Consider the following 26,932-nt stretch of genomic DNA (forward strand, 5'->3'; position numbering starts at 1 on the left):
CGGGCAGCGCGGGCGCCCGCTATTGCGCCGAGCCTGTAGTTACCGAGGGTTCTACTCGCACTTTCGCACGCCATCTACAGTTTCGGCGGGCTTCAGCGGCGCAGATAGTCCAGTTGCGCCTGCACCGACCATTCGGCCGCATCCCAGAGCCTCTCGTCGACATCGACGTAGACGTGTTCGACGACCTCGCGGACCGTGGCGTCGTCACCAAGATCCCGCAAGGCAGCACGTACCTGCTCGAGACGTTCGTGCCGGTGCATCAAGTATCCCGACGCGACGGCCTCCAGGTCGACCAAGTCCGGGCCGTGCCCCGGCAGCACCGTCCGCCCGCCCAGGCCGCGCAGCCGGTGCAGCGATTCCAGGTAGTCAGCCAGGCTGCCGTCGTCCTTGTCGATTACCGTGGTCCCGCGGCCCAACACGGTGTCGGCGGTGAGCACGGCGTCGTCGAGGACAAACGACAGCGAGTCGGCAGTGTGGCCGGGAGTGGCCAGCACCTTGATCGTCAACCCTGCGGCATCGATCACTTCGCCGTCGCCTAGCTTCACCCCATCGCCGCGCAAGAACTGCGGATCCGCTGCGCGTACCGGCGCCCCGGTCAACTCGACCAGCTTGTCGATGCCGGTGGTGTGGTCACCGTGCCGGTGGCTGATCAGCACCAGCGCGATGCGGCCCAGCGCGGCAACCCGTGCAATGTGCTCGTCGTCGTCCGGTCCGGGATCGACAATGACCACCTCGTCACTTCCCGGGCCACGCAGCACCCAAGTATTGGTGCCGTCCAACGTCAACAACCCGGGGTTGTCGGCCAACAACACGGACGCGGTGTCGGTGACCGCCCGCAACCGGCCGTAGGCGGGATGGGTCAGCGACTGGGCTGTCATGGACATCGGCCGCTATCGGACCTCCACGATTAACTCAACTTCCACCGGAGCGTCCAACGGTAGCTCGGATACGCCCACCGCCGAACGCGCATGCGCGCCGCTATCGCCGAATACTTCGGCCAACAGGTCGGAAGCCCCATTGATGACACTCGGCTGGCCGTGAAAACCCGGCGCGGAAGCGACGAACCCGACGACTTTGACCACCTGGTTCACCGCGTCCAAACCCACCAGCGAATCCACGGCTGCCAGCGCATTGAGCGCGCAGATCCGCGCAAGCGCTTTGGCGTCCTCGGGGCCGACGTCGGCGCCAACCTTGCCGGTCCGCACCAGCTTGCCGGCCTCGAACGGCAGCTGGCCCGCGGTGTAGACGAGATTGCCGGTGCGCACCGCTGGAACGTAGGCGGCCAGCGGCGCCACCAATTGCGGTAGCGCGACACCGAGTTGACCAAGCCTGGCCTTGACGCTCATTAACCGTGATACCTCCTACTTAGGGCGCTTCAGGTAAGCGACGTGCTGTTCACCGGTGGGCCCGGGCAGCACCGCCACCAGCTCCCAGCCATCGGCGCCCCACTGGTCGAGGATCTGTTTGGTGGCGTGCGTCAGCAGCGGGACCGTCGCGTACTCCCATGCGGTGGGTTGGGTCATGCCCGCGAGCTTATCCGTCGGACTCGACCCGCTCCGCGCAGCCCGGTAGCCGGGAAAGATCGCCGGGACGTCGGGCTAGCATGCGATGGTGGCGAACACACCTAGCGGCGGTAGTTCCGTTGGCTGGCCGTCGCGCTTATCAAAAGCCCGCCTGCACTTTGTGACCGGCAAAGGCGGTACTGGAAAGTCGACGATCGCGGCCGCGCTGGCGCTGACCCTGGCGGCCGGGGGCCGCAAAGTCCTGCTTATCGAAGTCGAGGGGCGCCAAGGGATCGCGCAACTCTTCGACGTCCCGCCCCTGCCCTACCAGGAACTAAAGATCGCGACCGCCGAGCGCGGCGGTCAGGTCAACGCCCTGGCAATCGACATCGAGGCCGCTTTCCTGGAATACCTCGACATGTTCTACAACCTCGGTATCGCAGGCCGAGCAATGCGACGCATCGGCGCGATCGAGTTCGCGACGACAATCGCGCCCGGTCTGCGCGACGTGCTACTCACCGGCAAGATCAAGGAGACGGTGGTACGCGTCGATAAGAACAAGCTGCCGGTCTATGACGCGATCGTCGTCGACGCACCACCGACCGGGCGGATAGCGCGCTTCCTCGATGTCACCAAGGCGGTGTCCGACCTAGCCAAGGGCGGACCAGTGCACGCGCAAAGCGAAGGCGTAGTGAGGTTGCTGCACTCCGACCAGACGGCAATCCACTTGGTCACGCTGCTGGAGGCGCTACCGGTCCAGGAGACTCTGGAGGCCATTGAGGAGCTTGCGGAGATGGAGCTGCCGATCGGCAGTGTGATCGTGAACCGCAACATCCCCGCCCATCTGGAGCCTCGAGACCTGGCTGAAGCCGCGGACGGTGACATCGACGCAGACTCGGTCCAGGCCGGGTTGTTGACGGCCGGAATCAAGCTCCCTGACGCCGATTTCGCTGGCCTCTTGACCGAAACCATCCAGCACGCCACCCTAATCACCGCACGCGCCGAGACCGCGCAACAGCTCGACGCCCTGCAGGTACCGCGATTGGAATTGCCGACTATCCCTGACGGTGTCGACCTTGGCAGCCTCTACGAGCTCTCGGAATTACTTGCCCAGCAGGGGGTTCGATGAGTATCACACCGAAAACCCTTGATATGGCCGCGATCCTGGCCGACACATCAAACCGGGTGGTTGTGTGCTGCGGGGCCGGTGGTGTCGGCAAGACCACTACCGCGGCGGCGCTGGCGCTGCGTGCGGCCGAATATGGCCGCATCGTGGTTGTCTTGACGATTGACCCAGCCAAGCGATTGGCACAAGCGTTGGGGATCAACGATCTTGGCAACACACCACAGCGCGTGCCAATGGCGCCCGAAGTTCCCGGCGAGCTGCACGCGATGATGCTCGACATGCGCCGCACGTTCGACGAGATGGTGATGCAATACTCCGGATCCGAACGGGCACAATCGATTCTGGACAACCAGTTCTATCAGACTGTTGCTACATCACTTGCCGGCACCCAAGAGTATATGGCCATGGAGAAGCTGGGCCAACTGCTAGGCCAGGACCGCTGGGACCTGATTGTGGTAGACACCCCGCCGTCGCGTAACGCGCTCGACTTCTTGGACGCGCCAAAACGATTGGGCAGCTTCATGGATAGCCGGCTGTGGAGGCTGCTACTCGCACCCGGCCGGGGTATCGGGCGACTAATAACTGGCGCAATGGGATTGGCGATGAAGGCGTTGTCCACCGTGCTGGGTTCCCAGATGCTGGCCGACGCGGCGGCATTCGTGCAATCTCTGGACGCCACGTTCGGCGGTTTCCGCGAGAAGGCCGACCGCACTTACGCGTTGTTGAAACGGCGCGGCACCCAGTTCGTGGTGGTGTCAGCGGCCGAACCCGACGCCCTGCGCGAGGCGTCCTTCTTCGTCGACCGGCTGTCACAGGAGAGCATGCCGCTAGCTGGACTCGTCCTGAACCGCACCCACCCGACGCTGTGCGCATTGCCGATCGAGCGGGCAATCGACGCTGCCGAAACCTTGGAAGCCGAGGCCACCGACTCCGGCGCCACATCGCTGACCACAGCCGTGCTGCGGATCCATGCCGAGCGCGGGCAGACCGCGAAACGGGAGGTCCGGCTGCTGTCCCGGTTCACCGGAGCCAATCCCACCGTGCCGGTTGTTGGGGTACCGTCGCTGCCGTTTGACGTCTCCGACCTGGAAGCGCTACGTGCGCTCGCCGACCAGATCACTTCGGTCGGTGACGATGCGGGCCGCACGGCGGCCCGCTGAGAAGCCGGCCCATCAGACCCGGTCGGTGACGATGCGGGCCGCACGGCGGCCCGCTGAGAAGCCGGCCCATCAGACCCGGTCGGTGACGATGCGGGCCGCACGGCGGCCCGCTGAGAAGCCGGGCGATGATTAGGATCGACCTATTGGGCACACGCCAGTTCCTATTGGGCACAAGCCAATTGGAGCTACTAGGCTGGCTCGTAACAAAAACGTAATCAGAACAGCAGGGGCCGGTGGTCCTATCGACAGTCCCGAGAGGCTATCCAGCGGTGCCGGTGCGGCGCTTACGCTTCTCGAGGTAGTCCGACCACGAAACCACCTCGGGATGCTGCTTGAGCAGAGCCCTGCGCTGGCGCTCGGTCATGCCACCCCACACGCCGAACTCGACCTTGTTATCCAGCGCATCTGCCGCGCACTCCTGCATTACCGGACAGTGGCGGCAAATCACCGCGGCTTTGCGTTGTGCAGCTCCCCGGACAAAGAGTTCATCGGGGTCGGTCGTCCGGCACAGCGCCTTTGACACCCACGCGATCCGCTCTTCCGCGTCAACGCTTCGTAGCACGTTCTGTGCGGCCACGAGGTTCGTCCTTCGCGCGGCCGGGCGTGTTCCTGACACGAGCTGATCCCTTCCTCTCGGCCGCGGGTTGCGACCGCCCTCCTCGGAAACAGCCGATGTTGCGAGCGACGCCACACTGTGCCCATCGGTGTTACCTGTATCTCACTGATCTGTATAAGTTAGGTGGTCCAGTGCCAATTGCGCAACAGTACGATAACGCTTTTTTTGGGACGCGCGTGCCGTCTTGTCCCGATCGGCCGGGGGAAATGCAGTCGCTTCGGTCCCGTTTAGGGGGCTGACCAGTGACGCAGCCGCAAATATCGGCCCGCCCCTAGCGGCGCTCCCCCCGCACCTGCCTCGAGAAAGATTTTTTGGAGTGAGCGGCGCGGTGGCGTGACTGGGGGTCGCTACTGTAGTACCCATGCCCGAGCGCCCGCCGGCCGCGATCACCGTCCTGAAGTTGGCTGGGTGCTGCTTGTTGGCCGGTGTCGTGGCCACTGCCCTTATGTTCCCGTTCGCAGGCGGGCTCGGGCTGATGTCCAATCGCGCCTCTGAGGTAGTAGCCAACGGCTCGGCTCAGCTGCTCGAGGGGCAAGTGCCGGCGGTATCGACGATGGTCGACGCGAAGGGCAACACGATCGCATGGCTGTATTCCCAGCGTCGGTTTGAGGTGCCCTCGGACAAGATCGCCAACACGATGAAGCTGGCGATCGTCTCGATCGAAGATAAGCGGTTCGCTGACCACAACGGCGTGGACTGGAAGGGCACCCTGACCGGCCTGGCCGGCTATGCATCCGGCGATCTCGACACTCGCGGCGGCTCGACACTCGAACAGCAGTACGTGAAGAACTACCAACTGCTGGTGACCGCCCAGACCGATGCCGAGAAGCGAGCGGCCGTCGAAACCACTCCGGCGCGCAAGCTTCGCGAGATCCGGATGGCGCTCACGCTGGACAAAACCTTCACCAAATCCGAAATCCTGACCCGATATCTGAATCTGGTCTCGTTCGGCAACAACTCGTTCGGCGTCCAGGACGCGGCGCAGACCTACTTCGGCATCAACGCGTCCGACCTGAATTGGCAGCAAGCGGCGCTGCTCGCGGGCATGGTGCAGTCCACCAGCACCCTCAACCCGTACACCAACCCGGAGGGCGCGTTGGCCCGGCGGAATGTGGTCCTGGACACCATGATCGAGAACCTTCCCGGGGAGGCGGAGGCATTGCGCGCCGCCAAGGCCGAGCCACTGGGCGTACTGCCGCAGCCCAATGAGCTGCCGCGCGGCTGCATCGCGGCCGGCGACCGCGCATTCTTCTGCGACTACGTCCAGGAGTACCTGTCTCGGGCCGGGATCAGCAAGGAACAGGTCGCCAAGGGGGGGTACTTGATCCGCACCACCCTTGACCCGGAGGTGCAGACACCGGTCAAGGCTGCTATCGACAAGTACGCCAGCCCGAACCTCGCGGGCATTTCCAGCGTGATGAGCGTGGTCAAACCCGGTAAGGATTCGCACAAAGTGCTGGCCATGGCCAGCAACCGCAAGTACGGGTTGGACATAGAAGCCGGCGAAACCATGCGGCCACAGCCGTTCTCCCTGGTCGGCGACGGCGCCGGATCCATCTTCAAAATCTTCACCACCGCCGCCGCCCTGGACATGGGCATGGGCATTAACGCCCAACTCGACGTGCCGCCCCGATTCCAGGCCAAAGGCCTGGGAAGTGGCGGGGCGAAGGGGTGCCCCAAAGAGACCTGGTGTGTGGTGAACGCCGGCAACTACCGCGGATCGATGAACGTCACCGACGCGCTGGCAACCTCGCCCAACACCGCATTCGCCAAGCTGATCTCGCAGGTCGGGGTGGGGCGTACGGTCGATATGGCCATCAAACTCGGGCTGAGGTCCTACGCGAATCCCGGCACCGCACGCGACTACAACCCCGACAGCAACGAGAGCTTGGCCGACTTCGTCAAACGGCAGAACATCGGTTCATTCACCCTCGGACCCATCGAGGTAAACGCGCTGGAACTGTCGAACGTCGCGGCCACATTGGCGTCCGGCGGCGTGTGGTGCCCCCCGAACCCGATCAACCAGCTCATCGACCGCAATGGCAACGAAGTCGCCGTCACCACCGAGACGTGCGACCAGGTGGTACCCGAGGGGCTAGCGAACACCCTCGCCAACGCGATGAGTAAGGACGCCGTAGGCAGCGGCACGGCGGCCGGTTCAGCCGGCGCGGCGGGCTGGGACCTGCCGGTGTCCGGCAAGACCGGCACCAGTGAGGCCCACCGGTCCGCCGGCTTCGTTGGCTTCACCAACCGCTACGCGGCGGCGAACTACATCTACGACGACTCCAGCTCGCCGACAGACCTGTGCTCCGGCCCGCTGCGCCATTGCGGAAGCGGCGACCTGTACGGCGGCAACGAGCCTTCGCGCACCTGGTTCACCGCCATGAAGCCGATCGCCAACAACTTCGGCGAGGTGCATTTGCCACCAACCGATCCGCGCTATGTCGACGGCTCACCGGGCTCACGGGTACCGAGCGTGGCCGGTCTGGATGTCGACGCCGCACGCCAGCGTTTAAAGGACGCGGGTTTCCAGGTCGCCGACCAAACCAACTCCGTCAACAGCTCCGCCAAGTACGGCGAGGTGGTCGGAACATCACCCAGCGGTCAAACCATTCCGGGTTCGATCGTCACGATCCAGATCAGCAACGGCATCCCGCCGCCTCCGCCGCTGCCGCTACTGCCGGAGGATGGTGGGCCGCCACTTCCGGTCGGATCGCAGGTGGTAGAGATTCCGGGGCTGCCGCCGATCACCATCCCGCTGTTGGCACCGCCACCGCCCGCGCCTCCTCCGTAGGCCTCCAGTGGGCCACGTGCCGCTGCAGGCGCGCGGCCATCCCCCGGCCGGCAGTAGGCTGCGTGCATGGCTGCTGCCGAAGACTCGATTACCCGGCTCATTCCCGGGCCGCCGCGCGGCCCGCTTCGTCGCGGGGTTGTGCCCACCCTGATCCGCACCAGCGCCGTGACACTCGGCTCGGCCGCGGCCGGGATCGGCTACGCGGCGCTGGTCGAGCGCAACGCGTTCGTGCTGCGTGAGGTGACCATGCCGGTCTTGACGCCGGGCTCCACCCCGCTGCGGGTGCTGCATATCAGCGATCTCCACATGCTGCCCAACCAGCATCGTAAACAGGCCTGGCTGCGGGAGCTCGCCAGCTGGGAGCCGGACCTGGTCGTAAACACCGGTGACAACCTGGCACACCCCAAGGCGGTGCCCGCGGTCGTCCAGACCCTGAGCGATCTGCTATCCCGGCCGGGCGTCTTCGTATTCGGCAGCAACGACTACTTTGGGCCGCGGTTGAAGAACCCGATGAACTACCTAACCAACCCGGATCACCGGGTCCGCGGGGAACCGCTGCCCTGGCAGGATCTGCGGGCAGCGTTCACCGAGCGTGGGTGGCTCGACCTCACCCACATCCGCCGCGAGTTCGAAGTCGCCGGTCTGCACATCGCCGCCGCGGGCGTCGACGACCCGCACATCGACCGAGACCGCTACGACACGGTGGCGGGCCCGGCAAGCCCGGCCGCCAACCTGCGGCTGGGGCTGACCCATTCGCCGGAGCCGCGGGTGTTGGACCGCTTCGCCGCCGACGGCTACCAGCTGGTGATGGCCGGCCATACCCACGGTGGCCAGCTGTGCCTGCCGTTCTACGGAGCGTTGGTGACCAACTGCGGTTTGGACCGTTCCCGGGCCAAGGGAGCGTCGCAATGGGGCGCGAATATGCGGTTGCATGTTTCCGCCGGGATCGGCACCTCGCCGTTTGCGCCGCTGCGGTTCTGCTGCCGACCGGAGGCAACCCTGCTGACGTTGATCGCCAGCCCGATGGGCGACCGCGATTCGAGCAGCAACCTGGGCCGCTCACAGCCGACAGTGTCGGTGCGTTGAGCGGCGGGGCCTGTATCGCGGTCCGAAGCCTCTCCAGAAGCTGGACGGACAACGCGGTCCGGTTGATCGAGGCGGACGCCCGCCGCAGCGCCGACACCCACCTGCTGCGCTACCCACTGCCGGCGGCGTGGTGCACGGATGTCAACGTCGAGCTGTACCTCAAGGACGAGACGACCCATATCACCGGCAGTCTCAAACACCGGCTGGCGCGCTCGTTGTTCCTCTATGCGCTGTGCAACGGCTGGATCAACGAGAACACCACGGTGGTCGAGGCGTCGTCGGGTTCAACGGCGGTGTCCGAGGCCTACTTCGCTGCACTGCTGGGTTTGCCATTCATCGCCGTGATGCCGGCCGCGACCAGCCCCTCCAAGATCGCACTGATCGAATCGCAAGGCGGCCGTTGCCATTTCGTCGAGAAGTCGAGTCAGGTCTACGCCGAAGCGGAGCGTGTCGCCAACGAGACCGGCGGCCACTACCTCGACCAGTTCACCAACGCAGAGCGCGCAACCGACTGGCGCGGCAACAACAACATCGCCGAGTCGATCTTCGCCCAGATGCGCGACGAAGAGCACCCGATTCCGGATTGGATCGTGGTGGGTGCCGGTACCGGTGGAACCAGCGCGACGATCGGACGCTACATCCGCTACCGGCGGCACGCGACCCGGTTGTGCGTCGTCGACCCGGAGAATTCGGCGTTCTTCCCCGCCTACAACGAGGGCCGGTACGACATCGTCATGCCCACGTCGTCCCGCATCGAGGGCATCGGCCGGCCGCGGGTTGAGCCGTCGTTTCTGCCCTCCGTGGTTGACCGCATGGTGGCGGTCCCCGACGCCGCGTCGATCGCTGCCTCCCGACATGTCAGCACGGTGCTGGGGCGTCGCGTGGGACCGTCTACCGGCACCAATCTCTGGGGTGCTTTCGGGCTGCTCGCCGAGATGGTCACCGAGGGCCGCAGCGGTTCGGTGGTCACGCTGCTCGCCGATAGCGGTGACCGCTACGCCGATACCTACTTCAGCGACGATTGGGTCAGTGCCCAGGGGCTCGACCCGACCGGCCCGGCCCAGGCGCTGGTGGAATTCGAGCGCTCCTGTCGCTGGGCGTGACGGGCGGACCTGCGGTTTAGCTAGTCGACCAGCCGGTGCGATACGCTGTCGTGGCTTCAAGCGGGGTGTGGCGCAGCTTGGTAGCGCGCTTCGTTCGGGACGAAGAGGCCGTGGGTTCGAATCCCGCCACCCCGACCAGTGTGATGTCGCGGGCACGCAGGTGTCTTCGGATAGGCCCTTCGATCGTCTAGATCGAAGATGGACCCGATCCCAGCTATCGCGTGGTCCCCGCGCGAGGGCGAAACCGCACTCTGGTGCCGCGGCGGGGCGCGAGCATGATTGAGCGCCGCACGATCCTCTCGGGCTCGTCGTCGACGGCGGTGAACTCGCCCTCGCGGAGCAGCACATGCAGTACGGTGATCAACTCTCGAATTGAGAAACTCGCGCCCAGACAACGTTTGACGCCGCCCCCGAACGGAACCCATGCATAGGTCTGCGGTCGGGTGCCGAGGAACCGCTCGGGACGGAAGGCGTGTGGTTGCTCGTAGGTCTGGGCATTGCGGTTAATGGCAATGATGTGGACGACGATTCGGGTGCCGGCGTCGACGCGGTAGCCGCCGATGGCAACCGGTTGGGCGGCAACTCGGGCGGTGAAGGGCGCGGGTGGACGTATCCGCAGAGTCTCGTTGATCACCGCCGCCGTGAAGGCTTCCTCGCCACTGCTGGCTTCTTCACGCACCCGGCGGAGGGCATCGGGATGATGCAGCAGGAGGTCGAAGGCCCATGCCAATGTGGTGGCGGTTGTTTCGTGACCCGCCAGCAGCAGGGTGATCAGATCGTCGCGAATCTCGCTGTCCGACAGGCGTTCTCCGTCTTCCCCACGCGCACACATGAGCAACGCCAAGATATCGAGTTGCTTGTTTAGGTGCGGATCGTTTCGGCGCTGGGCGATCAGCGGCATAACGATGTCGTCGATTTCGCTGTTGGCGCGTGCGCGCGAAGGCCACACCCGCAGTGCGCCCGCCCGCCGTAGCGCGTAGCGCACGGTCAATTGCTCTGAAACACCGAGGTTCAGCAGGCGTTCAAACGGCCGGCCCAATCGCTGCACCTCGTCGGGCTCATCAACGCCGAAGATGATCTTGACGATCACGTCCAGCATCAGCGACCGCGCTGCCTGCAGCATCGCGAACGGACAGTCAATCGGCCACGTACGCATCGCCGCACGGGTGGAGTTCTCAATGATCGGGATGTACCTATCCAGCGCCGCGCCATGCAATGGAGGCGTCAGGAGTTTGCGACGCCGAAGATGCTCCGGCTCCTCCTGGACAAACATCGATCCGGAGCCGTAGATCGCCGCCGCCGGCCCCACCCCCTCGCCTCCGAGCAGGACGTCGGCCGGAGCGGTGAAGACCTCCTTGACCAGCGCCGGATCGGACACGATCGCAACGTCACCCAGGCTGAGGATGGGCATGGTCATTATCGGTCCGTACCGACGGATCAGTCGCAGCATCCGACGCTCGCCGCCCACGAGGTAGGTAACCGCATAGGCGGCCGCAAATGCCCAACGAAGCCCGCGGGGAGCGGGTAGGCCGGGTGGACGGCGCAGCTCATCCGGCGCGTCCTCGCGGCGAAGTGCGGATGCGGCCACGTCTACGACACAAACACAGCGCTTCTGGCCGGTCAACGCGGCTGGCCTGGCCCCCTCCGCGCCCGGCTCGCTCAAGCGCCCACTACACGCAGTCGGCGCAGACCTGACGCCCCGCGCTGGATATGCGCAATCGGCTGCGGTGCTGGACCAAGAAGCAGCTCGAACAGGTGAACTCGTCGGCACGCTTCGGAACTACCTTCATCGCCAGTTCTTCGCCGGACAGATCCGCGCCGGGCAGCTCGAAGCACGATGCATCGTTGGGATCCTCATCGACGACGGCGGTGGACGACCTGGTCAAGCCAGGCGCCAGCTCGCGCAATCCGGATTGGTCGGCCCTATCGGCGTCGGACCCGCGGCGTGCGTCGTAATCGCTACCGGTCGCCATGGGCATTCCTTCCTGCTGAGTGGCGGGTCAACTCCCGACCTGTGGTCACCCATTGGCTCAGGCAATACCCCATTAGGGCACCAGCCACACCCATCCAGCCGAAGTAATTTCACACACGACAAATCAGCACGACCCAGCTGGTGCTGTTGGCTGGGGCGGGGCCGGCCCGGCGTTACCGCGCCGAAAGTCGCCGACCACGCCAGCCGGTCGGGAATGCGGCCGCCGCATGGGTGTGCGTTCCGCGCGGACCCGGTGTTCTGCCGGAGACCCCGCGCTGGCTATGTGCGATATAGGCCACCCCAAACCAGGGCGCCATCACGGCGACAACCAGGGCCACCGCGGCAACCGGTAGGTGGCCGAGTACCAGCGCAACTAAACCCACAACCAGTGCGACCGCCCACACGCCAGCCGCCACCAGCCCCGGCACCCTGACCCGCTCGCGGACGGCACCGCCAGCGATTGGCTGAGACGTAGATGCATGATCGTCGGCGTCACTTCCGGTGCGGACCATGATCCCTCCCAAGCCAGAAAGCGTTGCAGCCCAACGTAGCCGATGCGATCCATCGACAGCCAGATTCGATCAGCACATCAAAGGATGTCATCAGGGCATTGACAGCTTTGGCCGGTCAGGGTGACCCGCGCCGACAGCTGTGCCACGTCGCGGATCCGGCGGCGGTCCTCGGCAGCGCTGATCCGCAGCCAGTCGGCGATCACCTGGCCCGCCGATCGCGGGCGGGATCCTCGCCCCCAGCCCGGCGATCACGTCGTGGCTGACCGCGACCTGGCGTCGGCGCGCGTTCTCAGCCGGCCATAAACTCGTGGTAAGCCGACTCCAGGTGCGGCGGCAACGCCGTCACATTGCAGTGGCGTTCGGTATCGCCAATGGGCGCCAGAATCCCGCGCAGCTCGTAGTACTCCTGCGGATGCGCGGTGAAGTAGCTGCGGATGTTGGCGGCCGCATCACCACGCGGCTGGCCGTAGGCGGCCGAGACCACTTGATTGGCGCCCGGATGTGTGGCGAGGTACTGCTGTGCCGCGCCGGTCACCGACGTCACGGTGGCGCTCACCCCCTCCGGACTGCAGTCGGGCGCCGCCGCCGCCGTGGGCGCACCGACGATACCGATAGCGATTCCCCCGAGCAGGCAACCCGCGCCGACGCCGACAACTCCGGAACGCGCGACGATACTGCTGAATTTCATGATGATTGTTCCTTCGATTCGAAAATTGATGCGCTGCGGGGTGCCCGATCCCCGGAACCCAAAGTAGCTCAAGCGAAAGCGCACCGCCCTTCCGATATTCGCGTGCGACGAGCAACTATTTCGCGCGGAAACTGATGAACCCGTGACAAGAGCAACTCGAGTGACAGTTCTGGTTAGACGGACAACCAAATCGACACGCCAATAGTGAGAACTCTTAGAGATGAGCCGTGGTTCTTAGCTGATCGTGACGAAACCGTGATCGGTGGGTGCGCCGATGCGGCGTTGCCGCCGGCATCCCGGCTACCGCCCCGCGCCGAGGAGTAGCGTTCCACGCACCGGGTAGTGGAGGGAGAACGAATCATGGCGGCCACCGACCACGACTGGAGCAAACCCGCTGCGATGGCCATCCCCGCGGAGGGCTACTTCGAGCTCCAGCGCGGCAGATATGGCCCAGTCTTTCCTAAAACACCCGCTTGCCACGGATTCTCCATCATCGCCAAGGTCAAGCCGGGGCGTGAAGCCACGATTCGCGAGTACGGCAAGGTGATTCAGGCCGCAATCGAAGCCGACCCGGACCTGTTGGCGCCACTGCGGCTGCACTACCTGCGCTGGGTGCTATTCGATGCGGGCTTCGGACTGCACTTTCAGTACCAAGGCATATTCGATACCGATTTCGACAAGTACACCGAGGACGCGATCAAGCTGTTCTCGCAGTCCGGCGTCACCACGGTTTTCACCAACCTGGAAGGCTTCCCGGACGACTGGCAGACCAACCCCGAGGCGTTCATCGAGTTCGTCCGGGAGCACCAATTCCCCAGTTTCCTCGAGTACGGGGAGTACCCCTATGTGACGGCCGACGAGGTCAAGAAGGCGCTTCGGCTCAAGGCCGCCTTCTCCGACATGCTCGACCAGATGCAGTAGTTCACCAACCCCGGTGCATCGATGCTTGACCTCGAAAACATCCAGCACATCGTCACAACGCGGACACCCGCGATGACCGGGCGCTACGAATTCCTGTCGTTCGACAACCCGGCAGGCGGGCGCGCGTGGCTGGGCGAACTGGTGGACAAGGTCCAGTCGGCGGCCGATGCCCGGCGGACCATGGACAGCACCGATCGCTGGGTCACGCTCGCGTTCACCTTCACCGGCCTGCGGGCGCTGGGGGTCTGCGAGGAATCGCTGGCCACCTTCCCAGACGAATTTCGGGAGGGCATGGCCGCCCGCGCGGACATCCTGGGTGACACCGGCGCAAATCATCCGGACAACTGGGTGGGCGGATTGGCCGGCAACGATCTCCACGCGATCGCGATCTTGTTCGCTCGCAACGATGCTGAGCGCCGACGCTGCGTCACGGTCCACGCCGACCTGATCGCACGCTGCCCCGGTGTGCGGGTGCTGTCCTTTCTCGATCTGAACGCGACGCCGCCGTTCAACTATGCACACGATCATTTCGGCTTCCGAGACCGATTGTCGCAACCGGTGATCGAAGGTAGTGGCGAGGAGCCGACACCGGGGTCCGGCGGACCGTTGAGACCCGGAGAATTCATCCTCGGCTACCCCGATGAGGACAATGTAGTCGCGAATCTGCCTCAGCCAGAAGAGTTGTCGCGCAACGGCAGCTACCTGGCCTACCGACGGTTGCGGGAGCACGTCGGCCTGTTCCGCAGTTACCTGGCTGAGCACACCGATACCCCGGCCCGGGAGGAGCTTCTTGCCGCCAAGTTGATGGGCCGGTGGAAAAGCGGGGCACCACTGGTTCTGGCACCCGAGCACGACGATCCCGAACTCGGTGCGGATCCGCTGCGTAACAACGACTTCAACTACAAGGAAATGGACCCCTTTGGATATGCGGTACCGCTGGGCTCGCACATCCGGCGACTTAACCCGCGCGACACGGCGGTCAATATGAACCGGCGGCGGATGATACGGCGCGGAGCGACCTACGGCGAGGCCCTTCCCGACGGAGCTCCCGACGACGGCGCTGATCGAGGTATTGCCGCGTTCATCATCTGCGCAAGCCTGGTTCGGCAGTTCGAGTTCGCGCAGAATGTCTGGATCAACGACCGCAACTTCCACGAACTTGGAAACGAACGCGATCCGATCTGCGGAACACAAGACGGCACACTGGAATACAAGATTCCGACGCGCCCCATCCGCAAAGTTCTCAAAGGGCTACCCGCCTTCACCACGCTGACCGGCGGAGCGTACTTCTTCCTGCCAGGCCGCAACGGCCTCAGCTATCTGGCCTCCCTCAACACACAGAGACCGCACCCATGAGCAGCACAAGCACTTCCCGGCCCGCGCGCACGTACAACCAGGCGCACCTTCCCCGTCGGCATACCCGAGGTCGCCGGCGCATGAGCATCTATTGGACCTGGAGCTATCCGTGGGAATCGCAACGTGATCCGGCCGCGATCGACAACAGGTTCTCCACCATGACCGAGGTCCGCAGAGTGGCCTGGCCGAACTACGAGACCCGGGAGTGGGACCAGACGCACTTCCTGCAAGGCATCGCCGGCACCCTGGAGCTGTTCCATCGTTCGACGCTGGCGTTTCAAAGTCTGGCCGGGGAGGTAACCGGTCACCCGGTGGCGGTATTCCAGCGCATCGACCAAGCCGGCTACCGGCTGCCGATCGACGAGCGGATACTGGCCGACACCGACACCTTGCTGGTGTTCGGTCTCGATCACGTGCTCGGCCAGGACGAGGCGCAACCCGATGAGGTCGACGCGATCCGGGACTGGCTGCAGCGGGAAGGCACCTGCCTGCTGCTGGCCCCGCATCATGACGTCGGATTCACCGACGACATGACGCAACGCCAGGTCGAGTATCTACACCACGGCGATCCGCTGGTGGGGCGCCAGCAACGCTTCAGTCAATACACCCGCTCCCTGATGAGGGCGCTCGACGTTCCCGTCTACAACAAATGGGGGTTGCGTCCGGCAGTTGTCCCGCAGGCCGACGACAGCAACCAGATCGCTCCGCTGACCGGTTTTCGCGACCTGGACACGCCGCGACTTCTCGACAAGGTCACCACCTTCAACTTCCACCCTCACCTCCCGCACTACGAGCTAACGGCGCCAGCGGGCGATGGCCTGCGCGTGCTGGCCCGGCAACGGGTCGATCCGACGCGACCCCATCCGTTCACCGCGGCGGGAAACACCGAGTTCAATGCGCTTATCTGGATGCCGCCCGACGGCCGCCGCGCCGGCGACATTGTGCTGGTGGACTCCACAAATTTCACCACGCTTTTCGGTGGCACCGCGAGCCTGGTGAACTTCTGGCGGAACGTCTCGCTGATGCAGTAGAGCGCAGCGCCGGCGCTATCCGTTGAGCCTGCCGTCCCGCACGCCGGTCAAGGCATCGTCCAGCGTCGGATACAACGGAAAGGTCTTGTCCAAACCCGTCAGGTGAATCGGTCTTCTGGTGGCCGGACTCCGTGCGACCACCCCGAATTCGGCGGATTCGCCGATTTTCTCGTATGTTGCCGCCAAAATCTTAAGCCCCACCGAGCCAAGAAATTCCACCGCGGAAAGGTCAATGACCAACGCCGTCGGATTATCTGCAATCACTGAACCGATGGCTTCTTCAAGGGCTGGAGCGGTGACCAAATCAATTTCGCCGCCGATGCTGAGCACGGCGACCCCGTCGTGGTCGGCCACCGTGGCGGTGATCGAATCAGGAGCTGACAATGGCGATCCTTTGTCCGAGCCGTCGGTGTGGTGCAAGCCTAGCCTGCCCGGCGAACTGCGAGAAGAATATGACGTCAACACCTCGCAGGGGGCCGGGCCAGGCTAGTCTCGCCATAGGACCCGCGCCCTGCGGAGCGCGACGCGCACTGGAGGCCTTGGGAGGGTAAATGTCTGATCCGGCGATAGACCTCAGCGGCGCCCACCCCAGCGCGCATATGGTCGGCGTTTCCAGTGAGGGATTGCTGCCACAGCTGGTGCAGCACCTGCGGCAGAATCGCACCGCGTTGCGCGAGAAATGGGCGCGAAGTATTACCGAGGCGGAGTTGCTCACCGCGATGACGCCCGAAGAAATCTTCTCCGAAGCGACCGCCGTCTACGACAACTACGTCGGCGTGCTCGAGACCGGAAGCGTCGAAGCGCTACAGGCGTACGCGCGCGACCTGTCCGAACGCATCATCCCGCGCGGCGTCGAGACCGACGAGGTCGTCGGTATCGTTCTGCTGCTGCGTGACGTGCTGGGGCGCTCGCTGTTCGAGAAATACCAAACCAACTTCGAGATGCTCAACCGCGTCCTGGACGCTTACGAGCCGGCGGCTAACCGCATCGCCAATACGGTGGCCGTCAGCTTCGTGCAGGAACGCGAGCGGGTCATCCGCCAACAGCAAGAAGCCATCCGCGAGCTGTCGACGCCGGTGCTGCAGGTGCGCGAGCAGCTGCTGATTCTGCCGATCATCGGTGTGCTGGACAGCCAGCGCGCCCGCCAAGTCACCGAACAGCTGCTGCGCGCCATTCGGTCCAACCGGGCAAAGGTCGTCGTTATCGACATCACCGGTGTGCCCACCATCGACTCCACGGTGGCAAACCACCTGGTGCAGACCGTCGACGCATCGGGGTTGATGGGGGCGAGCGTGATCATCACCGGCCTGTCCTCCGAAATCGCGTTGACGCTGGTGACGATCGGGTTGGATCTCTCGAAGATGAACGCCGTCGGTGACCTGCAGGGCGGCATCGAAGAAGCCGAGCGCCTGCTCGGCTACGAAGTCACTCGCACGGGTGAGTAAACCGCAAAGGACAGCCACCAAGGGCAGCCCATGCCAGTACCAATCCTGAAACAGGGCGCGATTCTTATCGCCAGTGTGCAAGCCGCACTCACCGACTCCGATACCGAACGCCTGCGCCACGATCTCATGGAGCGGGTCGGCCGGTACCGTGCGCAGGGCATCATCGTCGACGTCACCGCCATCGACGTGATGGATTCGTTCGCGGCCCGCTCGCTGCGGACCATTGCACACATGACCCGGCTGCACGGCGCCACCACCGTGATCGTGGGCGTGCAGCCGGAGGTGGCCTTTGCGATGGTGCAACTGGGCCTGACATTCGAAGACATCAGTACCGCGCTGGACCTGGAAGAGGGCATAGCGCTGCTGAACAAGCTACTGGGGCTGGGGAAACCGACGATCGGGCGAGACGGTGCCCTCGGGTGAAATCGTGGTCGACATTGGCAATCCCGACGATATCGTCGCCGCCCGCAAAGCCGGACATCAGCTCGCGCTTGACCTCGGCTTCTCGCTGACCGATGTGACCATGATCGCGACCGCTATCTCCGAAGTCGCACGCAATATCACCAGCTACGCGGGCCATGGCGCGATTCGGGTTGCGGTGGCCACCCGGGAGGGCCGCAAGGCGCTGGTGGTCCGCGCCGAGGACGAAGGTCCCGGCATCGCCGACATCGAGCGGGCGATGGAGGACGGGTACTCGACCGGCCGCGGGCTCGGCATGGGCCTGCCCGGAGCACGGCGCCTGATGGATCGGTTGATCGTGGAATCCGCCCTGGGCCGCGGGACGGTTGTCGAGATGTGGAAATGGGTTCCATCCCGTGCGTGATCACGGCCGCTTCGGGCCGATCGAGTGGGCGACCGCCGGACGCCCACGGCCAGGGCAGCAACTCTGCGGCGACCAGCCGATCGCGGTCGACATCGACAGCGACACCGCCTTATTCGGCGTGCTGGACGGACTCGGTCACGGCCCGGCTGCCGCCAGCGCGGCGCTGACCGCGGTGGACGTGCTCACCAACGCCCGCGGCGAGCGACTCGAGGTCTTGATCCAGCTGTGCCATCGCGTGCTGGAGGGCACCAGGGGGGTCGCGATGACCCTGTCGCGGGTCGATTTCAGCACCGGCAAGATGAGCTGGACCGGGGTGGGGAACGTCACCGCCAACTTGGTCGCCAAGGCTGTCAGCGGTGTGCAAATCCGCGCCTGTGCGCGTTTGGCCAACGGTATTGTTGGCTACCGGATTCCGGAGATTACACCCGCGAAACTGGTTCCCATTCGCACCGGCGACCTGCTCGTCATCGCCAGTGATGGCATTTCCGGCGAGCACCTGGACCATATCGACTTCGCGGCCTCGGCCGCCGATATCGCCGAGCAGATTTTGGCCAAGCACGCCAAGGCTGCCGATGATGCCGTGGTGCTTGCCGCGCGTCACCGGGGTATCCCGACATGACCTACACCGACGACTTCCGCGCCCACTACAGCGCCGCGCTGCGTAACTACCTGGACACCCGCGACGAGGACAGCCTGGCCGTCGGGCATGAGCTCGGGCGCCGGGCCCTGCAGGAGCAGATCAGCGTGCTCGACATCGTCGAGAACCATGTCCGGCTGATCAATGAGCTTGCGAAGGATCCCGCCGCCGACGGGCCGATCGCATTGGAGTTCCTGTTGCAGACGCTGGCCGCGCTCGACGTCGCGACGCGGGGATTTCTCGATGGCACCAGGCGCTACGAAGAACAGCGGGCCCGCGCCGAGGGTCTGGCCGATCGCGACAAGTTCCGCACCGCGCTGGTGAATTCGTTGCAGGAGGGCTTCTTCGTCGCCGATCACGACGGTGCGGTGATCGACATGAACAACGCCTTCGCCGAGATTCTCGGCTATCCCCCGGAGGGCCTGCCGTACCGGTGGCCGCACCCGTGGCTGGTCGACAAACAGGCCGCGGCCGCGCAACAGGAGCGGGTGCGGCGGGACGGCAGCGCCGAGTACGAAACCCCGATCCGGCATCAAGACGGCCATCTCGCCTGGGTGACGGTTAGCATCAACGCGGTCCGGGGCGCCGGCGCCCATCGGGACGTGTACGTCGGAACGGTTCGCGACATCACCGCGGAACGGGCTTTTGCCGCCCGAGAAAGCGCGGCCCTGCGACTGGCTACGGCCGTCGCTGTGGCCAGGAGCGTGGCAGAGGTGCTGTCGATCACCCTCGAGGAGTGCCGAGCCGCGGTCGACGTGAAGCGCGTCATAGCGGTCATATGGCCACCGGGTGACGGCGAGCCGACCGTACAGGTCGCGGGCGATCCGTCCGTATCAGCTTGGCGCGAACTGGATCCGTTGTTGCGCCAGACATTTCAGGATGCCCGTCACCAGCTGCCACTGACGGCCCGACCTATCGAGTGGCCAGACACTCCAGGCAAAGCACAGGGAATGGTCGCGGTGCTGTCCGGCACCGCAGACGTGGCGTTGTGGCTGGAGCTTCGCGCACCCCGCTGGGTGATCGCGGAGGATCGGCTCCTGGTCACGGTCCTCGTCGGCCATCTGAGTCTGGCCATCCGGCACGTCCGCCAATTCGAGAGCGCACGCGAGACGTCGCTGACGTTGCAGCGCGCGATGCTGCCTTCGGTAGCACCCCCACCAGGCTTTGCCGTTCGCTACGAACCCGCCGTGCCACCGCTCGAGATTGGGGGCGACTGGTATGACGTCCTGCCGATCGGTGAGCACCACATCGGCATCGTCGTCGGGGACTGCGTGGGTCGTGGTTTACCGGCCGCAGCGATCATGGGGCAGCTCCGCAGCTCGGCGCGAGCACTGATGCTGACCGGCGCCAAACCGGCGCTGTTGCTCGAGCAGCTCGATGCGGCGGCCTCGCTCATTCCGGATGCGTACTGCACAACGGTATTCCTGGCGATCCTTGACACCGAATCCGGGCTGCTGGAGTACAGCAACGCCGGCCACATGCCAGCCTTGCTCGCCGAGGCCGGGTCCGAATCCGAGTCCGGCTCGGGCGCAACGTCGTTGACCGACGCTCGGTCAGTGCCACTGGCGGTCCGCCGCGACGAGCCGCGTCCGCAAGCATCCCGGGTGCTGGGCCCGGGCTCGACACTGATCCTGTTCACCGACGGGTTGGTCGAGCGCAAGCACGAGTCGATCGACGACGGCCTTTCGCGGGTCGCAGATGTCTTGCTGGACACGGTGCAGCTACCCATCGCGGCTGTCGCCGATGCGATGCTGCGCCGGTTGGCCCCCGAGGGGGGATACGACGACGACGTCGCAATCGTCGTGTACCGGCACCAACATGCGCCGCTGCGAATCGAAAGTGCCGCTACCGCAAATCAATTGGCCAGCATTCGACGTCAGCTCACCGCATGGCTGCGAACCGCCGCCGTCCCGGACGCGCAGATCACCGACATCGTGCTCGCTGTCAACGAGGCGTGTACCAACATTATCGAGCACGCATACCGCGGACATAGCGTCGGGACGATGCTGCTCAAGGCGCAAGCCGTTGCCGGTGAAATCCAGCTGCGGATCAGCGATTCCGGCTCATGGAAACCACCGGACACCGATCCCGGCAACAGGGGGCGAGGCCTGCTGCTGATCAAAACCATCAGTGACTCGGTAGCACTGGACAGCACCCCAGCCGGAACCACTGTCGACATCACTTTCCGGCTAGCCCGCGGCGACTAGGCCTATAGGCGGTCCTTTACCGCCGTGGACAAGCGTGCGCCGTCGGCCTTCCCGGCCGCGATCGCGGTGGCCGCCTTCATGACCAAGCCCATCTGTTTCACGCCGGGCCGGTGCCCGAGTTGTTCGGCCACCTCGGCGATGGCGGTGTCGGCGACATCGGCCAGTTCTGCTTCGGTAAGCGGCGTCGGGAGGTACTCGTCAATGATTCGCGCCTCGGCATGCTCGGTGGCGGCGAGCTCACCACGACCGTTCTGGGTGTAGATCTCCGCTGCCTCGCCGCGCTTGCGGGATTCCCTGGCCAGCACCTTGAGCACCTCGTCCTCGGAGAGCTCTCTTACCTGCTTGCCGGAGACTTCCTCGGTCTGGATCGCGGCGAGCAGCATGCGTAGAGTCGCGGTTCGCAACTTGTCCTGCGTCTTCATCGCCTGGGTCAGGTCCGACCGAAGCTGGGATTTGAGTTCCGCCATGGCAAAGACGCTACGCGCCGGAACGGCCGGAGCCCGACATCGAGACCTACCTTGAGACCTACGTTGAGAAATGCACCGACCGCCGACAGGATGGAGCCCATGACGAACGACGACAGCCGCTTCACCCGGTGAGCACGCTGCCGCCTGGTTATCCGGGTGAACCACCGCCCGGCTACGGCCCGCCGCCCGGCTACGGCGCGCCACTCGGTTACGCCCCACCGCCGGGCTACGGGGCGCCGCCCGGTTACGGCCCACCGCCGGGCTACGGGGCGCCGCCCGGTTACGGCCCACCGCCCGGTTACGGCCCACCGCCCGGTTACGGCCCACCGCCCGGCTACGGCCCGCCGCTCATCCCGGGTGCGGTCAAACCAGGAATCATTCCGCTGCGACCCTTGACCCTCAGTGACATCTTCAACGGCGCGGTCGGCTACATCCGCGCCAACCCAAAGGCGACGCTGGGATTGACCGCCATAGTCGTGGTCATCATGCAGGTGATCTCGCTGGTGGCCACGGTCGGCCCCTTGGCCGCCTTCGGCGACTTCGCGACCGCGGAGCGCGACGAGCTGACCGGCGGTTTGGTGGGTGCGTGGGCAGCGTCAATCGGTGCCAGTCTCCTGGTCAGCTGGCTAGGCGGCGTGCTGCTCAGCGGAATGCTCACCGTCATCGTCGGGCGGGCAGTGTTCGGTTCCCCGATCACCGTCGGCGAAGCGTGGGCCAAGGTCCGCGGTCGGCTGCCCGCGTTATTCGGCCTGGCGCTGCTGGAAGCGGCCGGAGTGGTGGCGCTTATCGGGCTGGTGGTCGTGATACTTTTCGGGGTCGCAACGGCCGCCAACGGCGCGGCGGCGGCCCTTCTCGGCTTCCCGCTGCTGCTCATGGTCGGGGTGTTGCTGGCCTACCTGTACGTCGTGCTGTTGTTCGCACCCGTACTGATCGTGCTGGAACGGCTACCCGTCGTCGAGGCGATCATCAGATCCTTTGCGCTGGTACGGCATGGCTTCTGGCGGGTCCTGGGAATCCGGCTGCTGACGGCCCTCGTGGTGGGCATCGTTGGTAATGCGATCGCGGCTCCGTTCACCATCGTTGGCCAGATACTGATGGCCGCCACAACGTCCGACGGGTCGGTGACCATGCTGCTCGCCGGCGCTACGCTATCGGCCATCGGCGGGACGCTAGGCCAAATCGTCACCGCGCCATTCAGCGCCGGGGTGGTGGTGCTGTTGTACACGGACCGCCGCATCCGAGCCGAGGCCTTCGACCTGGTGCTGCAGACCGGCTTGCAAACCGGCCCGCCCGGCGGGCCCGCGGCGGTGGAGTCCACCGACAACCTCTGGCTCACCCGGCGCTTCTAAAAGGACAAGTGAGGACAGGCTGACGTGCCCTCCATCGACATCGACCGCGATGCCGCGCACCAGGCCGCGCAACGCGAGCTCGAAAAGCCGATCTACCCCAAAGACTCCCTGGCAAAGGAACTCACCGACTGGATCGACGAGCAACTGTACCGGCTACTGGAGAAGGGATCTTCGGTATCCGGCGGGTGGTTCACGATCACCGTGCTGCTCATCCTGCTGGTGATCGCCGTGATCGTCGGCATCCACATCGCGCGACGCACCATGCGCACCAACCGAAGCGCTGACTACCAGCTGTTCGACGCAGGGCAATTGACCGCAGCCCAGCATCGAGCCACAGCCGAAGGCTATGCCGCCGAAGGCAATTGGGCTGCGGCGATCCGACACCGGCTACGTGCCGTCGCTCGCGAGCTGGAGGAGACCGGCGTGCTCAACCCGGCTCCCGGCCGCACCGCCAACGAACTGGCCAACGACGCGGGCGAGACGTTACCGCACCTGGCAGGGGAACTGACGCAAGCAGCGGCGGCGTTCAACGACGTCACCTACGGCGAGCGGCCCGGAACCCAGGGCGCCTACCAAATGATCGCCGACCTCGATGACCACCTGCGGTCACGTTCACCGGCCCGGGCATCGGTGGTGGAGCGCCCGGCCGTGCTCGACTCGTGGGCACGGGTCCGGTGATTCCCGCACGTTCCGGATCGGTACCCGGCGCCGTGCGCCGCCGACGCCCGTGGCGCGGGGTACTGCTCACGCTGGCCGCGGTCACCGTCGTCGCCGCAGTCACCACCTACCTGACCGCTCCTCGGCCCGGCGGCACCATGGACCCCTCGTCCACCAGCTCGTCGGGCGGCCGCGCGCTGGCGACGCTGCTGCGCGACCATGGCGTCGAGGTTGTCGTGGCCGACACCATCGCCGCTGTCGAGAGCGCGGCACGCCCCGACTCGCTGCTGCTGGTGGCACAGACCCAATACCTGGTCGACAACGCCATGCTGGATCGGCTGGCGAAAGCCCCCGGTGACCTCTTGCTGGTGGAACCCACCGCGCGAACGCGTACAGCGTTGACGCCGCAGCTACGCATAGGCGCCGCCAGCCGATTCAACAGCCAGCCGAATTGTCCTCTGCGGGAAGCTAATCGGGCAGGATCCGTGCAATGGGGACCGAGTGACACCTACCGAGCCAGGGGCGACCTGGCGCTGACCAGCTGCTACGACGGGGCATTGGTCCGCTATCGCAGTGACGGCCGAACCATCACCGTGGTCGGCAGTAGCAACTTCATGACCAACGGCGGCCTGCTTGCGGCCGGCAACGCCGCACTGGCCATGAACCTTGCGGGTGCCCGCCCTCGTCTCATCTGGTACGCACCCGACCATATTGAGGGTGAAAAGTCCTCTCCGGCATCTCTTTCCGATCTTGTTCCGGAGAACGTGGACTGGATCGTTTGGCAGCTGTGGCTAGTAGTGCTCCTGGTGGCACTCTGGAAGGGCCGGCGGGTCGGTCCCCTGGTGGCCGAGGAGTTACCCGTAGTGGTCCGCGCGTCGGAGACGGTCGAGGGCCGCGGTCGGCTATACCGATCCCGTCGGGCCCGCGATCGCGCGGCGGACGCACTACGCACCGCGACACTGCAGCGGCTGCTACCCCGGCTCGGCGTGGGCGCAGGCGCACCGGGGCCGGTGGTGGCGTCGACCATAGCCCAGCGCAGCGGAGCTGACCCGCAGTTTGTTGCCTACCACCTGTTCGGCCCCCCACCGGCCACCGACAACGACCTACTACAACTTGCCCGTGCTCTCGACGACATCGAAAGGCAGGTCACCCACTCGTGACACAGTCCCCTTCCACCCCACAAGCCGCTGGCTCCCAGACCCCGATCGCAGAATCGGCACGTGCAGCCCTGCTGGGGTTGCGCGCCGAGATCGCCAAGGCCATCGTCGGACAGGACGGGGTGATCAGCGGCCTGGTGATCGCGCTGCTATGCCGCGGCCACGTACTCCTGGAAGGTGTTCCGGGTGTGGCGAAGACGCTGATGGTCCGCGCTATGTCCGCCGCTCTGCAACTGGAGTTCAAGCGGGTGCAGTTCACCCCGGACCTGATGCCCGGGGACGTCACCGGTTCACTGGTCTACGACGCCCGCACCGCCGAGTTCGTGTTCCGGCGAGGCCCGGTGTTCACCAATCTGCTGCTGGCCGACGAGATCAACCGGACCCCGCCCAAGACGCAGGCGGCGCTGCTCGAGGCGATGGAAGAGCGTCAAGTCAGCGTGGAGGGTGAACCCAAGCCACTGCCCGACCCGTTCATCGTCGCCGCGACACAGAACCCGATCGAGTACGAGGGCACCTACCAGTTACCCGAAGCCCAACTCGACCGTTTCCTGCTGAAACTGAACGTAACGCTGCCGGCACGCGACTCCGAGATCGCCATCCTCGGCCGGCACGCGCACGGCTTCGACCCTCGCGATCTGTCCGCGATCAACCCGGTGGCCGGACCGGCCGAGCTGGCGGCCGGGCGCGATGCGGTGCGCCAGGTGCTGGTCGCCAATGAGGTGCTGGGCTACATCGTCGACATCGTCGGGGCCACCCGCTCCTCGCCCGCACTACAGCTGGGTGTGTCGCCGCGTGGGGCAACGGCCCTGCTGGGCACCGCCCGGTCCTGGGCGTGGCTGTCCGGGCGCAACTACGTGACTCCCGACGACGTGAAGGCCATGGCCCGACCGACGCTACGCCACCGGGTGATGCTGCGCCCGGAAGCCGAGCTGGAGGGCGCCACACCCGACGGAGTCCTCGACGGAATTCTGGCCTCGGTTCCGGTGCCCCGCTAGTGATCCTCACCGGACGCACCGGATTGCTGGCGCTGATCTGCGTCCTGCCGATCGCGCTGTCCCCTTGGCCGGCAAAGGCTTTCGTGCTGCTGCTGGTGGCGCTGGCGATGGCGGTGACCATAGACATCGTGCTGGCAGCCAGCACGCGCAGGTTGCGCTATACCCGCTCGCCGGACAGCTCGGCCCGGCTTGGCCAACCCGTGAATGCGAGTCTGCTGATCTGCAATGACGGCCGTCGCCGGTTCCGCGGCCAGCTTCGCGACGCCTGGCCGCCCAGTGCGCGAGCGCAGCCGCGCAGCCACACCGTCGATGTCGCCGCCGGGCAGCGCGAACAGGTGCACACCGAGCTGCGGCCGGTTCGGCGCGGCGACCAGCGCGCGGCCGTGGTAACCGCCCGGTCGATCGGACCGCTGGGGTTGGCGGGACGGCAGAGTTCGCAGTCGGTACCCGGCCTGGTCCGGGTGCTGCCGCCGTTCCTGTCGCGCAAGCATCTGCCGTCGCGGCTGGCCCGACTACGGGAGATCGACGGGCTGTTGCCCACCCTGATCCGCGGGCAGGGTACCGAATTCGATTCGCTGCGCGAGTATGTCGTCGGCGACGACGTCCGCTCGATCGATTGGCGAGCAACCGCACGTCGCGCCGACGTCATGGTCCGCACGTGGCGGCCCGAACGGGACCGCCGGGTGGTCATCGTGCTCGACACCGGACGCATGGCGGCGGGGCGGGTCGGTGTCGACCCCACCGCCGCCGATCCCGCCGGATGGCCCCGGCTGGACTGGTCCATGGACGCCGCGCTGCTGTTGGCAGCGCTGGCGTCGCGTGCCGGCGACCATGTCGACTTCCTGGCCCACGACCGGGTGAGCCGTGCCGGCGTGTTTGGTGCCTCGCGTACCGAACTGCTTGCCCAACTGGTGGATGCGATGGCCCCGCTGCAACCGGCACTTGTCGAATCCGACTGGCGGGCAATGATCGCCACCATCCTGCGGCGCACCCGACGGCGGTCGCTGGTGGTGCTGCTGACCGACCTCAACGCGACCGCTCTCGACGAGGGCCTGCTGCCGGTGTTGCCGCAGTTGTCGGCCAAGCACCATGTGCTGGTCGCCGCGGTTGCCGACCCGCGCGTCGACCAACTGGCCGCCGGCCGTTCCGACGCCGCAGCCGTGTACGACGCGGCGGCTGCCGAACGCGCCCGCAACGACCGGGGTTCGATCGCGTCACGGCTGCGCCGGGGCGGGGTGGACGTCATCGACGCACCGCCCGCCGAGATCGCTCCCGGACTTGCCGACCGCTACCTAGCGATGAAAGCGACCGGGCGGCTCTAGCCATCG

28 protein-coding genes, 1 tRNA gene and 1 pseudogene are annotated in these 26,932 nt (G+C 65.7%); 19 read left to right on the forward strand and 11 right to left on the reverse strand.

All coding sequences use genetic code 11. The features are described from left to right. Positions 1-92 precede the first annotated feature (92 nt). Genes AADZ55_RS21940 through AADZ55_RS21950 form a run of 3 tightly spaced genes read right to left on the reverse strand, consistent with a single transcriptional unit; the run spans position 93 to position 1,523 of the window. Positions 93-884 (reverse strand): MBL fold metallo-hydrolase, encoded by a 792-nt coding sequence (locus tag AADZ55_RS21940; protein WP_085325593.1) that lies wholly within the window; start codon positions 882-884, stop codon positions 93-95. A gap of 6 nt (positions 885-890) precedes the next feature. After that, on the reverse strand, positions 891-1,346 hold the full coding sequence (locus AADZ55_RS21945) for a RidA family protein (RefSeq protein ID WP_085325594.1): 456 nt from the start codon (positions 1,344-1,346) through the stop codon (positions 891-893). Between the two features lie 15 nt (positions 1,347-1,361). Next, entirely contained in the window at positions 1,362-1,523 is a 162-nt protein-coding gene (locus AADZ55_RS21950; RefSeq protein ID WP_003419736.1) for a DUF4177 domain-containing protein, read from the reverse strand. 85 nt (positions 1,524-1,608) lie between these two features. Here AADZ55_RS21950 and AADZ55_RS21955 point away from each other — a divergent pair, with 85 nt between their 5' ends. Together AADZ55_RS21955 and AADZ55_RS21960 are read left to right on the forward strand one after the other, a co-directional pair. After that, positions 1,609-2,631, forward strand: a complete 1,023-nt coding sequence (locus tag AADZ55_RS21955) for an ArsA-related P-loop ATPase (RefSeq protein ID WP_085325595.1) — start codon at positions 1,609-1,611, stop codon at positions 2,629-2,631. Beyond that, on the forward strand, positions 2,628-3,788 hold the full coding sequence (locus AADZ55_RS21960) for an ArsA family ATPase (protein WP_085325596.1): 1,161 nt from the start codon (positions 2,628-2,630) through the stop codon (positions 3,786-3,788). The genes AADZ55_RS21955 and AADZ55_RS21960 overlap by 4 nt, the downstream gene beginning before the upstream one ends. Before the next feature lie 259 nt (positions 3,789-4,047). Here AADZ55_RS21960 and whiB4 read toward each other — a convergent pair whose 3' ends face one another. Then, positions 4,048-4,404, reverse strand: coding sequence for a transcriptional regulator WhiB4 (whiB4, locus tag AADZ55_RS21965; protein WP_085325597.1), 357 nt, complete (start codon positions 4,402-4,404; stop codon positions 4,048-4,050). A gap of 361 nt (positions 4,405-4,765) precedes the next feature. Between whiB4 and ponA2 the strand changes: the two genes are divergently transcribed. The 4 genes from ponA2 to AADZ55_RS21985 all read left to right on the forward strand — a co-directional run bounded on the left by ponA2 (position 4,766) and on the right by AADZ55_RS21985 (position 9,525). Next, positions 4,766-7,198 (forward strand): transglycosylase/D,D-transpeptidase PonA2, encoded by a 2,433-nt coding sequence (ponA2, locus tag AADZ55_RS21970; RefSeq protein ID WP_085325598.1) that lies wholly within the window; start codon positions 4,766-4,768, stop codon positions 7,196-7,198. 66 nt (positions 7,199-7,264) lie between these two features. Continuing rightward, positions 7,265-8,284: a metallophosphoesterase gene (locus tag AADZ55_RS21975; protein WP_242670176.1), complete on the forward strand. Its 1,020-nt coding sequence runs from the start codon at positions 7,265-7,267 to the stop codon at positions 8,282-8,284. Further along, positions 8,281-9,387, forward strand: coding sequence for a PLP-dependent cysteine synthase family protein (locus AADZ55_RS21980; protein WP_207569101.1), 1,107 nt, complete (start codon positions 8,281-8,283; stop codon positions 9,385-9,387). The genes AADZ55_RS21975 and AADZ55_RS21980 overlap by 4 nt, the downstream gene beginning before the upstream one ends. Before the next feature lie 61 nt (positions 9,388-9,448). Continuing rightward, positions 9,449-9,525 (forward strand) — tRNA-Pro (locus AADZ55_RS21985). A gap of 76 nt (positions 9,526-9,601) precedes the next feature. Here AADZ55_RS21985 and AADZ55_RS21990 read toward each other — a convergent pair. The 5 genes and pseudogenes from AADZ55_RS21990 to AADZ55_RS22010 form a co-directional block, all read right to left on the reverse strand. Beyond that, positions 9,602-11,050: a cytochrome P450 gene (locus AADZ55_RS21990; RefSeq protein WP_085325599.1), complete on the reverse strand. Its 1,449-nt coding sequence runs from the start codon at positions 11,048-11,050 to the stop codon at positions 9,602-9,604. A gap of 7 nt (positions 11,051-11,057) precedes the next feature. Beyond that, positions 11,058-11,360 carry a DUF4193 domain-containing protein gene (locus AADZ55_RS21995; protein WP_085325600.1) on the reverse strand — a complete coding sequence of 101 codons (303 nt, stop codon included), beginning with the start codon at positions 11,358-11,360 and terminating at the stop codon, positions 11,058-11,060. Positions 11,361-11,532: 172 nt separating this feature from the next. After that, entirely contained in the window at positions 11,533-11,871 is a 339-nt protein-coding gene (locus AADZ55_RS22000) for a hypothetical protein (RefSeq protein ID WP_085325649.1), read from the reverse strand. A gap of 107 nt (positions 11,872-11,978) precedes the next feature. Next, positions 11,979-12,162: pseudogene (locus AADZ55_RS22005) on the reverse strand (HNH endonuclease); the annotation flags it as partial. After that, positions 12,161-12,559, reverse strand: coding sequence for a heme-binding protein (locus tag AADZ55_RS22010; RefSeq protein ID WP_085325650.1), 399 nt, complete (start codon positions 12,557-12,559; stop codon positions 12,161-12,163). The gene AADZ55_RS22010 and the pseudogene AADZ55_RS22005, both read right to left, overlap by 2 nt. A gap of 360 nt (positions 12,560-12,919) precedes the next feature. Between AADZ55_RS22010 and AADZ55_RS22015 the strand changes: the two genes are divergently transcribed. From AADZ55_RS22015 to AADZ55_RS22025, 3 genes are read left to right on the forward strand one after another with little or no spacing between them, the layout of a single operon-like run. Further along, the gene (locus AADZ55_RS22015) at positions 12,920-13,480 is read left to right on the forward strand and encodes a hypothetical protein (RefSeq protein ID WP_085325651.1); all 561 of its coding nucleotides are present in this window, start codon (positions 12,920-12,922) and stop codon (positions 13,478-13,480) included. Between the two features lie 21 nt (positions 13,481-13,501). Beyond that, the gene (locus AADZ55_RS22020; RefSeq protein ID WP_085325601.1) at positions 13,502-14,836 is read left to right on the forward strand and encodes a Dyp-type peroxidase; all 1,335 of its coding nucleotides are present in this window, start codon (positions 13,502-13,504) and stop codon (positions 14,834-14,836) included. Next, a complete protein-coding gene (locus tag AADZ55_RS22025; protein WP_085325602.1) occupies positions 14,833-15,867 on the forward strand; it encodes a hypothetical protein in 1,035 nt (344 codons plus the stop codon). Before AADZ55_RS22020 ends, AADZ55_RS22025 begins: the two co-directional genes overlap by 4 nt. Before the next feature lie 15 nt (positions 15,868-15,882). Here the strand turns inward: AADZ55_RS22025 and AADZ55_RS22030 are convergent, their stop codons facing one another. Continuing rightward, positions 15,883-16,251 carry an STAS domain-containing protein gene (locus tag AADZ55_RS22030; protein WP_085325652.1) on the reverse strand — a complete coding sequence of 123 codons (369 nt, stop codon included), beginning with the start codon at positions 16,249-16,251 and terminating at the stop codon, positions 15,883-15,885. A gap of 167 nt (positions 16,252-16,418) precedes the next feature. On the opposite strand from AADZ55_RS22030, the gene AADZ55_RS22035 reads away from it, so the two are divergent. The 5 genes from AADZ55_RS22035 to AADZ55_RS22055 are packed head-to-tail and all read left to right on the forward strand — an operon-like array spanning position 16,419 to position 20,979. Continuing rightward, positions 16,419-17,312 (forward strand): STAS domain-containing protein, encoded by an 894-nt coding sequence (locus tag AADZ55_RS22035; RefSeq protein WP_085325603.1) that lies wholly within the window; start codon positions 16,419-16,421, stop codon positions 17,310-17,312. 30 nt (positions 17,313-17,342) lie between these two features. Next, a complete protein-coding gene (locus AADZ55_RS22040; protein WP_085325604.1) occupies positions 17,343-17,735 on the forward strand; it encodes an STAS domain-containing protein in 393 nt (130 codons plus the stop codon). 4 nt (positions 17,736-17,739) lie between these two features. Further along, positions 17,740-18,135, forward strand: coding sequence for an anti-sigma regulatory factor (locus AADZ55_RS22045; protein WP_085325653.1), 396 nt, complete (start codon positions 17,740-17,742; stop codon positions 18,133-18,135). Beyond that, positions 18,128-18,754 (forward strand): SpoIIE family protein phosphatase, encoded by a 627-nt coding sequence (locus tag AADZ55_RS22050; protein WP_085325605.1) that lies wholly within the window; start codon positions 18,128-18,130, stop codon positions 18,752-18,754. Before AADZ55_RS22045 ends, AADZ55_RS22050 begins: the two co-directional genes overlap by 8 nt. Further along, positions 18,751-20,979 (forward strand): SpoIIE family protein phosphatase, encoded by a 2,229-nt coding sequence (locus AADZ55_RS22055; protein ID WP_085325606.1) that lies wholly within the window; start codon positions 18,751-18,753, stop codon positions 20,977-20,979. Before AADZ55_RS22050 ends, AADZ55_RS22055 begins: the two co-directional genes overlap by 4 nt. Positions 20,980-20,981: 2 nt before the next feature. On the opposite strand, the gene AADZ55_RS22060 is transcribed toward AADZ55_RS22055, so the two are convergent. After that, positions 20,982-21,446: a GatB/YqeY domain-containing protein gene (locus AADZ55_RS22060; protein WP_085325607.1), complete on the reverse strand. Its 465-nt coding sequence runs from the start codon at positions 21,444-21,446 to the stop codon at positions 20,982-20,984. Positions 21,447-21,484: 38 nt separating this feature from the next. On the opposite strand from AADZ55_RS22060, the gene AADZ55_RS22065 reads away from it, so the two are divergent. Genes AADZ55_RS22065 through AADZ55_RS22085 form a run of 5 tightly spaced genes read left to right on the forward strand, consistent with a single transcriptional unit; the run spans position 21,485 to position 26,926 of the window. After that, entirely contained in the window at positions 21,485-22,795 is a 1,311-nt protein-coding gene (locus AADZ55_RS22065) for a hypothetical protein (RefSeq protein WP_085325608.1), read from the forward strand. 24 nt (positions 22,796-22,819) lie between these two features. Beyond that, the gene (locus AADZ55_RS22070) at positions 22,820-23,473 is read left to right on the forward strand and encodes a DUF4129 domain-containing protein (RefSeq protein WP_085325609.1); all 654 of its coding nucleotides are present in this window, start codon (positions 22,820-22,822) and stop codon (positions 23,471-23,473) included. Continuing rightward, positions 23,455-24,612 carry a DUF4350 domain-containing protein gene (locus AADZ55_RS22075; RefSeq protein WP_207569102.1) on the forward strand — a complete coding sequence of 386 codons (1,158 nt, stop codon included), beginning with the start codon at positions 23,455-23,457 and terminating at the stop codon, positions 24,610-24,612. Before AADZ55_RS22070 ends, AADZ55_RS22075 begins: the two co-directional genes overlap by 19 nt. Then, a complete protein-coding gene (locus AADZ55_RS22080) occupies positions 24,609-25,604 on the forward strand; it encodes an AAA family ATPase (RefSeq protein ID WP_085325610.1) in 996 nt (331 codons plus the stop codon). The genes AADZ55_RS22075 and AADZ55_RS22080 overlap by 4 nt, the downstream gene beginning before the upstream one ends. Next, positions 25,604-26,926 carry a DUF58 domain-containing protein gene (locus AADZ55_RS22085; RefSeq protein WP_085325611.1) on the forward strand — a complete coding sequence of 441 codons (1,323 nt, stop codon included), beginning with the start codon at positions 25,604-25,606 and terminating at the stop codon, positions 26,924-26,926. Before AADZ55_RS22080 ends, AADZ55_RS22085 begins: the two co-directional genes overlap by 1 nt. Positions 26,927-26,932: the final 6 nt, after the last annotated feature.

Origin of the sequence: Mycobacterium decipiens, from assembly GCF_963853665.1 — a bacterium.
Classification (GTDB): domain Bacteria; phylum Actinomycetota; class Actinomycetes; order Mycobacteriales; family Mycobacteriaceae; genus Mycobacterium; species Mycobacterium decipiens.